The 10,053-nt window shown below is 61.5% G+C and carries 8 protein-coding genes; 1 reads left to right on the top strand and 7 read right to left on the bottom strand.

Translation table 11 applies throughout. The annotated features are described in order from the left end of the window. Window positions 1-36 precede the first annotated feature (36 nt). On the top strand, window positions 37-1,017 hold the full coding sequence (gene argR, locus Q8M42_RS15030) for a transcriptional regulator ArgR (protein ID WP_304867315.1): 981 nt from the start codon (window positions 37-39) through the stop codon (window positions 1,015-1,017). A gap of 61 nt (window positions 1,018-1,078) precedes the next feature. Here the strand turns inward: argR and Q8M42_RS15035 are convergent, their stop codons facing one another. From Q8M42_RS15035 to gcl, 7 genes are all read right to left on the bottom strand, one after another. After that, complete coding sequence (locus Q8M42_RS15035; RefSeq protein ID WP_304867312.1) at window positions 1,079-1,903, bottom strand: ion transporter; 825 nt, start codon at window positions 1,901-1,903, stop codon at window positions 1,079-1,081. 56 nt (window positions 1,904-1,959) lie between these two features. Further along, entirely contained in the window at window positions 1,960-2,913 is a 954-nt protein-coding gene (locus Q8M42_RS15040; protein WP_304867309.1) for an urea transporter, read from the bottom strand. Window positions 2,914-3,106: 193 nt separating this feature from the next. Beyond that, the gene (gene pyk, locus Q8M42_RS15045; protein ID WP_304867306.1) at window positions 3,107-4,522 is read right to left on the bottom strand and encodes a pyruvate kinase; all 1,416 of its coding nucleotides are present in this window, start codon (window positions 4,520-4,522) and stop codon (window positions 3,107-3,109) included. After that, window positions 4,519-5,805, bottom strand: coding sequence for a glycerate kinase (locus Q8M42_RS15050; protein ID WP_304867304.1), 1,287 nt, complete (start codon window positions 5,803-5,805; stop codon window positions 4,519-4,521). Before Q8M42_RS15050 ends, pyk begins: the two co-directional genes overlap by 4 nt. A gap of 190 nt (window positions 5,806-5,995) precedes the next feature. Continuing rightward, a complete protein-coding gene (locus tag Q8M42_RS15055; RefSeq protein WP_304867301.1) occupies window positions 5,996-6,886 on the bottom strand; it encodes a 2-hydroxy-3-oxopropionate reductase in 891 nt (296 codons plus the stop codon). Between the two features lie 100 nt (window positions 6,887-6,986). Next, entirely contained in the window at window positions 6,987-7,769 is a 783-nt protein-coding gene (hyi, locus tag Q8M42_RS15060; protein WP_304867297.1) for a hydroxypyruvate isomerase, read from the bottom strand. Window positions 7,770-7,855: 86 nt separating this feature from the next. Beyond that, window positions 7,856-9,631, bottom strand: a complete 1,776-nt coding sequence (gcl, locus tag Q8M42_RS15065; RefSeq protein WP_305284372.1) for a glyoxylate carboligase — start codon at window positions 9,629-9,631, stop codon at window positions 7,856-7,858. Window positions 9,632-10,053: the final 422 nt, after the last annotated feature.

Raw genomic sequence — 10,053 nt, forward strand, 5'->3', positions numbered from 1 at the left:
TGCCCATAATCGCCAACAGAGCCTAAACTGCCCCCCATGAATGCCCACCGAATTGGCTTCCTGCTTTGGCCCACCACCAAGCCCCTGACCCTGGCCTTGGCGGAAGAAGCGCTGCGCGTTGCCCAGCGCGTCCACCCCGAGGTGGTCTACGAGCTGGTGTTCTTGCAGGCCGAAGCGCCGCTTGAAGGCGCATGGCGGCTGCCGGGGGAGTCCTGGGTGGGCAAGCTGGAAGGCTGCCAGAAGCTCTTTCTACTCGCAGACGAGCCACCAGGGCCGATGCCCGCAGCGCTTTCAGGTGCACTCAAGCAACTGGTGCGCGGCGGCTGCGTGATCGGCGCGATTGCCGCCGGGGTTTATCCGCTGGCGCAGCTGGGTCTGCTCGATGGCTACCGCGCTTCAGTGCACTGGCGTTGGCAGGATGATTTCACTGAACGCTTCCCCAAGGTGATCGCCACCAGCCATTTGTTCGACTGGGATCGCGACCGCCTGAGCGCCTGCGGTGGCCTGGCGGTGCTCGACCTGCTGCTGGCCTTGCTCGCCCGTGACCACGGCGCCGAGCTGGCCGGTGCGGTGAGTGAAGAGTTGGTGGTCGAGCGGATTCGCGAAGGCGGCGAGCGTCAGCGCATTCCGCTGCAGAACCGCCTGGGCTCCAGCCACCCCAAGCTGACTCAAGCCGTGCTGCTGATGGAAGCCAATATCGAAGAGCCGCTGACCACCGACGAAATTGCCCAGCATGTTTGCGTATCGCGGCGTCAGTTGGAGCGCATCTTCAAGCAGTACCTCAACCGCGTACCCAGCCAGTACTACCTGGAACTGCGCCTGAATAAAGCCCGCCAGTTGCTGATGCAAACCAGCAAATCGATCATCCAGATCGGCCTGTCCTGCGGTTTCTCCTCCGGCCCGCACTTCTCCAGCGCCTACCGCAACTTCTTCGGCGCTACGCCGCGTGAAGACCGTAACCAGCGCCGCAGCAACAGCCCGTTTGAGCTGACGTCAACGCCTGTAGAACGCGGCTGAAGCTAAGTTTTAGCGCATAAAAACCGCAGCTTGCTGCGGTTTTTTGTAGCTGGAGGAATGCTCAGCCTTGGTCGGCGTGCCGTGGAAATAGCGGGTCACCGCAGCGGCTGCAGAACGCTGCGGCGGATTGGTGGTGCGTTTTTTTGCAGTTCGGGCATGGGTGCTCGAACTGCTCGTCGCCGCGCATGGCGTTGGCCAGTTCGGCGGTGAAGATGCCGGTGGGCACGGCGATGATCGAGTAACCGGTGATCATCACCAGGGTCGACAGCGCCTGGCCCAGCGCGGTTTTCGGCACGATATCGCCGAAACCGACGGTGGTCAGGGTCACCACCGCCCAGTAGATGCCCTTGGGAATGCTGGTAAAGCCATGCGCCGGGCCTTCGATCACGTACATCAGGGTGCCGAACACCGTCACCAGAATGGCGATGCAGGCGAAAAACACGATGATCTTTTGCTTGCTGCCGCGCAGCGCAGTCAGCAGAAAGTTGGCCTGGCGCAGGTAGGGGCTGAGCTTGAGCACGCGAAAGATCCGCAGCATGCGAATCACCCGGATGATCAGCAGGTACTGGGCCTCGCCGTAGTACAGGGCGAGGATGCCCGGCAGAATCGCCAGCAGATCAATCAGGCCGAAGAAGCTGAAGGCGTAACGCAACGGTTTCGGCGAGCAGTACAGGCGTACCGCGTATTCGATGGCGAACAGTGCGGTAAAGCCCCATTCAAGACCAGCCAGCAGCCTCCCGTGCTGGCTGTGTACGCTGTCGATGCTGTCGAGCATTACCACTACCAGACTGGCCATGATGCACAGCAACAGGTAGCGGTCGAAGCGCTGCCCGGCGGGTGTGTCGGTGTGGAAGATGATGCTGTACAGGTTTTGCCGCGTGTCCATGGTGTTCTGGCTGCTCCGTTTGCGGTGTTCGCCGATCGCGCGAACAGGCAGGCAGCCTAGGGAGTTTTGTCCTGACGATGCAAGCCTTTAGCTTTATTGGGCGGTAGCGGCGTGCAATCGGCTGCAGCTTTGCGCAGCAGGCGCTGGGTGGCGCTGACCAGCCAGCAGGTGAGGATAAACGGCATGGTCAGCGCCGGCAGACCCAGTGCACTAAAGCCGGGTTGCAGCACCAGCGCTAGCGCGATACCAAGGGCCGGCAGCCAAGGACGGCGGTGCACCTGACTGAGCGCGATGGCCGCCAGGGCGGCGTTATAGCCATACAGGCCGGTCAGCGCGCTGTGTTGCGGCAAGCCCTGATACAGCGCTAGAGCCAGACCACCAGTGGAGCCGAGCAGCGCCCAGCAGGCGGCGCGCCGGTCAGCCAGTAACAGACCGAGCAGCAGGCAAACGCCGGCCAACGGCTGATCGAGAAAGATCACCTGACCCAAACCGCGCGCCATGGCAATCAAGCTGGCCCACCAGTCGAGCGGCTGCGCCTGGCTAGGCACGGCCGGCGCCAACTCCAGTTGCAGAGCGGGGGCCAGGCACAACAGCAGCCAGCTCAAGCCGACAAAGGGGAAGGTGAAGGCGGGCAGCCACTGACGCTTGCGCATGCGCTGCATCCAGGCGGCCAGTAGCAGGCTGGAAGCCCCGGCGCTGACGATGATCAGCAGCGGCAGCAACGCCGACCAGGCAAACTGCAGGCTAATCAGCAGGCCCAGCAGCACCCCGTTGTAGCCATACAGGCCAAGCTCGATATCCGCCTTGGCATAACCACGCCGTTGCGCGGTCAGCGTGCTGCTCAGGCAACCGAGCAAGGCGCCGCCAAGTAGCTGCGGCGCGCCGATGGCAATCGCCAAGAGCACCAGCAAGCCGCAGCCGCGATGGGCTTGCAGAAAGATCTGGCTAAAGCCATTGAGCAGGGCGCGAGAGCCTTGCAATGCGAGGGGGGCGAGCGGTAGTGGCGACATGCAGACGAACCTGAATAAACAATCACCGGGCTGGGGAATAAAAAGAGGCACCCACCGCGGGAACAGTGGGTGCCTTCAAACTGGCAAAGCCAACAGTCGGTCAGTTATGTAGGGTGGATGACGCCTTTTTCATCCACCATCGCAGTTGGTGGATGGGTGAGGCGTCATCCACCCTACGAGTTTGCAGTCAACTTCAATGTAGAAGTTCGATACGCAGGCTGTTGGTGCTGCCCGGTTGGCCGAACGGCTCACCGGCGGTAATCACTACGGTGTCGCCGGTATTGGCCAGGCCTGTTGTGCGGGCGGTTTCCAGCGCGATACGGGTAACGTCCTCGGCCTTGTGCAGGCGTTCGTTGACCACCGAGTACACGCCCCAAGCTACGCTCAAGCGGCGTGCCGTATTCAGGCTCGGGGTCAGGCTCAAGATCGGCGCTTTCGGCCGCTCGCGCGAGGCGCGCAAGCTGGAGTTGCCCGACTCGGTGTAGTTGACCAGCACCGCCACCGGCAAGATGGTGCTGATGCGACGGATCGCGCAGCTGATTGCGTCCGACGCGGTGGCTTCTGCCTGCGGGCGACTGACGTCGAGCTGGGCCTGGAAGTCCGGGCCGTTTTCCACCTGACGAATGATCTTGCTCATCATCTGCACGGCTTCCTGCGGGTAGTCGCCGGAAGCGGTTTCCGCCGAGAGCATCACCGCATCGGCGCCTTCAGCCACGGCGTTGGCCACGTCGGTGACTTCAGCACGGGTTGGCGCAGGGGAGAAGCGCATGGACTCGAGCATCTGCGTGGCCACCACCACCGGCTTACCGAGCTGGCGACAGGTGCGGATGATGTCGCGCTGGATACGCGGCACGTTCTCGGCCGGCACTTCCACGCCCAGGTCGCCACGGGCAACCATGATCGCGTCGCACAGCTTGGTGATTTCTTCCAGGTGAATCACCGCAGACGGCTTCTCGATCTTGGCCATCAGAAAGGCGCGATCACCGATCAGTTGACGGGCTTCGATAATGTCTTCCGGGCGCTGCACAAACGATAGCGCGACCCAGTCCACGCCCAACTCCAGACCAAAGCTCAGGTCGCGGCGGTCCTTCTCGGTCAGCGGGCTCAGTTGCAGCACGGCTTCCGGCACGTTGACGCCTTTGCGGTCGGACAGTTCGCCACCGGCGATGACTTCGGTGATCACAGCATCGTTGTGTTTGGCGGTGACTTGCAGGCGCAGGCGACCATCGTCGAGCAGCAGGCTCATGCCCGGTTGCAGTGCTTCGATGATTTCCGGGTGAGGCAGGTTGACTCGATTGACGTCGCCTGGGGTGTTGTCGAGGTCCAGGCGCAGGGTCTGGCCGCGTTGCAGGTTGACCTTGCCGTCGGCAAAGCGGCCAACGCGCAGCTTCGGCCCTTGCAGGTCCATCAGAATGCCAATCGGAGTGTTCAGCTGCTGCTCGACTTCACGCACCCAGTCGAAGCGCTGGGCGTGGTCGGCGTGTTCACCGTGGCTGAAGTTGAGGCGGAACAGGTTGACTCCGTTCTCCACCAGTTGGCGGATGTCATCGATGGTTTTGATCGCTGGGCCAAGGGTGGCTAGGATTTTTACTTTCTTGTCGGCGTTCATTTTTCAGAGTTCTCAAGAATGAGGATGGCGCGAAAATCGTTGACGTTGGTACGCGTCGGGCCGGTGACGATCAGTTGATCGAGGGCGGCGAAGTAGCCGTAGCCGTTGTTGTTATCCAGCTCATCGCTGCTGCTTAGCCCCAGCGCCGCAGCGCGGGCATAGCTGTCGGGGGTCATAAGGGCCCCGGCGTTGTCTTCCGAGCCGTCGATGCCGTCGGTGTCACCGGCCAGGGCATACACCCCGGGTAGGCCCTTGAGGCTGTCGGTGAGGCTCAGCAAAAATTCGGCGTTGCGCCCACCACGGCCATTGCCGCGTACGGTCACCGTGGTTTCACCGCCGGAGAGAATCACGCAGGGCGCTTTGATCGGTTGGCCATGCAGGCGCACCTGTTTGGCGATGCCAGCATGCACCTTGGCGACTTCCCGCGATTCGCCTTCCAGGTCACCGAGGATCAGTGCCGGCAAACCGACAGCGCGCGCCTTAGCGGCAGCAGCATCGAGGGATTGCTGCGGACGGGCGATCAGCTGGAAGTGGCTGCGAGCCAGACACGGGTCGCCCGGTTTGACGGTTTCCGAGGCCGGGTTCTGCAGCCAGGCGCGCACATTGGCCGGGATCTCGATGTTATAGCGGGCGAGGATCGCCAGGGCTTCAGCCGAGGTAGTCGGGTCAGCCACGGTTGGGCCAGAAGCAATCACCGTGGCTTCATCGCCCGGTACATCGGAAATCGCGTAGGTGTAGACGCTGGCCGGCCAGCTGGCTTTGGCCAGGCGGCCGCCCTTGATCGCAGAAAGGTGCTTGCGCACGCAGTTCATTTCGCCAATCGATGCGCCGGATTTCAGCAGGGCTTTGTTGACCGCTTGTTTGTCGGCCAGCGAGATGCCTTCAGCAGGTAGCGCGAGCAGGGAAGAACCGCCGCCGGACAACAGAAAGATCACCCGATCAGACTCGCTGAGGTTGCTGACCAGCTCCAGCACGCGGCGCGCCACGCGCTCGCCGGCATCGTCCGGCACTGGGTGCGCCGCTTCGACCACTTCGATTTTTTGGCAGTTGGCGCCGTGCTCGTAACGGGTAACCACCAGGCCGGAGACTTCGCCTTGCCATTCCTGCTCGATTACTTCGGCCATGGCCGCAGCGGCCTTGCCGGCGCCGATGACGATAACCCGGCCGCTGCGATCTTCTGGCAGGTAGTCAGCTAGAACCTGGCGCGGGTGGGCGGCGTCGATGGCGCTGGCGAACAGCTCGTGCAGCAGAGACGTTGGATTGAAAGACGGATCGATGGACATGGCGATCTCTCTTGATAGGGCCGGAGCCACTTTTTATTACTGAAGCACGTTCGATTCTAGTGCGCAGCGCCCTGGGGCAAGGCGCTCTGCACTAGATTCGATCCACCCGGCAGGCAGGCCGTGACACCGCCTGCCGGACAGATCGAAAGGGTTGTTTCAGTGCGGCTGACCCCGCCCTGAAACCTGTTACTTACTCACCGCGGATGTTGAAGTTGGCCATGTGCTCCAACCCTTTGATCAGCGCCGAGTGGTCCCAGTTGCTGCCGCCGATGGCCGCGCAGGTGCTGAACACTTGCTGAGCATTGGCGGTGTTGGGCAGGTTAAGGCCCAGTTCTTTCGCGCCGGCCAGGGCCAGGTTGAGGTCCTTCTGGTGCAGGCTGATGCGGAAGCCTGGGTCGAAAGTGCCTTTGATCATGCGTTCGCCGTGCACTTCAAGGATCTTCGAACCGGCGAAGCCGCCCATCAGCGCTTCACGCACCTTGGCTGGATCGGCACCGTTCTTGGCGGCGAACAGCAGGGCTTCAGCCACGGCCTGGATGTTCAGGGCTACGATGATCTGATTGGCGACCTTGGCGGTCTGACCGTCACCGTTACCGCCAACGCGGGTGATGTTCTTGCCCATGGCCTGGAACAGCGGCAGCGCGCGCTCGAAGGCATTCGGGCAACCGCCGATCATGATGCTCAGGGTCGCGGCCTTGGCACCCACTTCGCCACCGGATACCGGCGCGTCGAGGTAGGCAGCGCCTGTGGCTTTGATCTTCTCGGCGAAGACCTTGGTGGCGGTAGGAGAGATCGAGCTCATGTCGATCACCACTTTGCCAGCGCCCACGCCTGCGGCAACGCCGTCGGCGCGGAACAGCACGTCTTCAACCTGCGGGGTATCCGGCACCATGATGATGATGAATTCGGCTTCCTGCGCCACTTCGCGCGGGTTGGCCAGGCCGATGCCGTTGTCGCCCAGCAGGTCGGCCGGAGCCTTGTCGAAGTGCTCGGAGAAGAACAGGGTGTGCCCGGCTTTTTGCAGGTTCTGCGCCATAGGCTTGCCCATGATGCCGGTGCCGATAAATCCGATTTTTGCCATGAGTAAGATCTCCTGGAGTGTTGCGGTCTAGTGGCGCCGTAGGATGGGTGAAACCCATCACAGGGGGGCCGTGTTTGATGGGTTTCACCCATCCTACGATTCAGATTGCGTTATGCGCTTTCATCCAGCCGAGGCCAGCAGCGGTGGTGGTTGCCGGCTTGTATTCACAGCCGATCCAGCCCTGGTAGCCGATGCGATCCAGGTGCTCGAAGAGGAAGCGGTAGTTGATCTCGCCAGTGCCCGGCTCGTTGCGGCCCGGGTTGTCGGCCAACTGCACATGGTTGATCACAGACAGGTTGGCCTCGACGGTACGCGCCAGGTCACCTTCCATGATTTGCATGTGATAGATGTCGTATTGCAGGTACAGGTTGCTGCTGGCGACCTTGTCGCGAATGGCCAGCGCCTGCTTGGTGGTGTTCAGGTAGAAGCCGGGAATGTCGCGGGTATTGATCATTTCCATGACCAGCTTGATGCCCGCGGCTTCGAGCTTGCCGGCGGCAAACTTGAGGTTGTCGACAAAGATTTGCTCGACGGTGGCGCAATCCAGACCCTGCGGACGGATACCGGCCAGGCAGTTGATCTGCGTGTTGCCCAGCACCTTGGCGTAGGCGATGGCCTGGTCAACACCGGCGCGGAATTCTTCAACGCGGTCGGGGTGGCAGGCGATACCACGCTCGCCCTTGGCCCAATCGCCAGCAGGCAGGTTGAACAGCACCTGCTCCAGGCGGTTGGCATCCAAGCGCGCCTTGATCACGTCGACGGCGAAGTCATAAGGAAACAGGTACTCGACACCGCTAAAGCCGGCGGCTGCGGCAGCGTCGAAACGGTCCATAAAGTCCACTTCGGTGAACAGCATGGACAGGTTGGCGGCAAAACGGGGCATGGTGATGCTCCTATTTTCGTAGCCCGGATGTAATCCGGGGGGGGCTTTAAAGCTCCCCGGATTGCATCCGGCCTACGGGGTTGGTCTTAGTCCAGCAACGAGATCGCAGTCGGGGCGTCGGCACCGCGTTCGGCGAGTTCTTCGAACTCGTTGACCGCGTTGATTTCCACACCCATGGAGATGTTGGTGACACGCTCCAGGATGATTTCGACCATGACCGGTACGCGGAACTCTTCCATCAGCGCCTTGGCCTTGGCCAATGCCGCCTGGATGTCGTTCGGCTCGAATACACGTACGGCCTTACAGCCCAGGCCTTCCACCACAGCAACGTGGTCGACGCCGTAACCGTTGATCTCGGGTGCGTTGATGTTCTCGAAGGCTAACTGCACGCAGTAGTCCATCTCGAAACCGCGCTGCGACTGACGGATCAGGCCCAGGTAGGAGTTGTTCACCACCACGTGGATGTACGGCAGGTTGAACTGCGCGCCCACGGCCAGTTCTTCGATCATGAACTGGAAGTCATAGTCGCCTGACAGCGCCACGACGTTACGGGTCGGATCAGCCTTGACCACACCCAGCGCTGCCGGAATGGTCCAGCCGAGCGGGCCGGCCTGGCCACAGTTGATCCAGTGACGCGGCTTGTACACGTGGAGGAACTGCGCGCCAGCAATCTGCGACAGACCGATGGAGCTGACGTAGCAGGTGTCCTTGCCGAAGAACTCGTTCATCTCTTCGTACACGCGCTGCGGTTTGACCGGCACGTTGTCGAAGTGGGTCTTGCGCTGCAGGGTGCGCTTGCGCTCGCGGCAGGATTCAACCCAGGCGCTGCGGTCTTTCAGCTTGCCAGCGCTTTTCCATTCGCGGGCCACTTCGATAAAGGCGTCCAGGGCGGCGCCCGCATCGGAAACGATGCCCAGGTCCGGGTTGAACACGCGGCCAATCTGCGTCGGTTCGATGTCGACGTGAATGAACTTGCGGCCTTCGGTGTACACATCGATGCTGCCGGTGTGGCGGTTGGCCCAACGGTTACCGATACCGAATACCAGGTCGGATTCCAGCAGGGTGGCGTTGCCGTAGCGGTGTGAGGTTTGCAGACCGACCATGCCAACCATTAGCTTGTGGTCATCTGGAATCGCGCCCCAGCCCATCAGGGTTGGCACAACCGGCACGCCGGTCAGTTCAGCAAACTCAACCAGCTTGTCGGCCGCGTCGGCGTTGAAAATACCGCCACCGGCAACCAGCAATGGACGCTCAGCGTCATTCAGCATGGCCAGGGCTTTCTCAGCCTGAACGCGGTTAGCCGCCGGCTTGGCCAGTGGCAGTGGCTCGTAGGCGTCGATGTCGAATTCGATCTCGGCCATCTGCACGTCGAACGGCAGGTCGATCAGCACCGGCCCTGGGCGGCCGCTGCGCATTTCATAAAAGGCTTTCTGGAAAGCGCGTGGCACTTGGCCCGGCTCCATTACCGTGGTCGCCCACTTGGTCACCGGCTTGACGATGCTGGTGATGTCGACGGCCTGGAAGTCTTCCTTGTGCATGCGAGCACGCGGCGCTTGGCCGGTGATGCACAGAATCGGGATGGAGTCGGCGGATGCCGAGTACAGGCCGGTCACCATGTCGGTGCCAGCTGGGCCGGAGGTGCCGATGCACACGCCGATATTGCCGGCATTGGTGCGGGTGTAACCCTCAGCCATGTGCGAGGCACCTTCGACGTGGCGAGCCAGGACGTGGTCGATACCGCCGACTTTCTTCAGTGCAGCGTACAGGGGGTTGATGGCGGCGCCGGGGATGCCGAACGCAGTGTCAACGCCTTCGCGGCGCATCACCAGTACGGCGGCCTCGATTGCTCTCATTTTGGCCATTGTCTTGTGCCTCGTTTGTTATCAGATTGTATACAAAACAGCTGGCTTGGATTCTATTCATGGCCTGACCTTCTGGTCAACCCGTTTTGTCGCCGAGGCGCCGTCTGGCAAAAAATCTTTTAAAACAACCGTTTTAGCTGGGGTGCTTGATCTGCTGCGGAAACGCTTGTTAATAACTGTATACAAATACTGTTTGTATTGTATTTGTCTATTGAGTTTTTTGTTTCTGGTGGGATAGTGGTGTTGAGCTTTGGATTGCCCGGCCGCTGTCAATCGCCCTGCAGGTGGCGCAGCGCCGGGTGTTTCTAAGGGTCTGTTGCCGTTTCAGTCGCGGCCGCGCCGGAGCCGGTTTTTGCGCGAGGCAAGGCACGAGGAGCGTGGTTTGGTTGTTCCAAATAAGCGACGAGGAACGCCGCATCGCG

This window comes from Pseudomonas sp. (assembly GCF_030684895.1).
In the GTDB taxonomy this organism is placed as follows: Bacteria; Pseudomonadota; Gammaproteobacteria; order Pseudomonadales; family Pseudomonadaceae; genus Aquipseudomonas.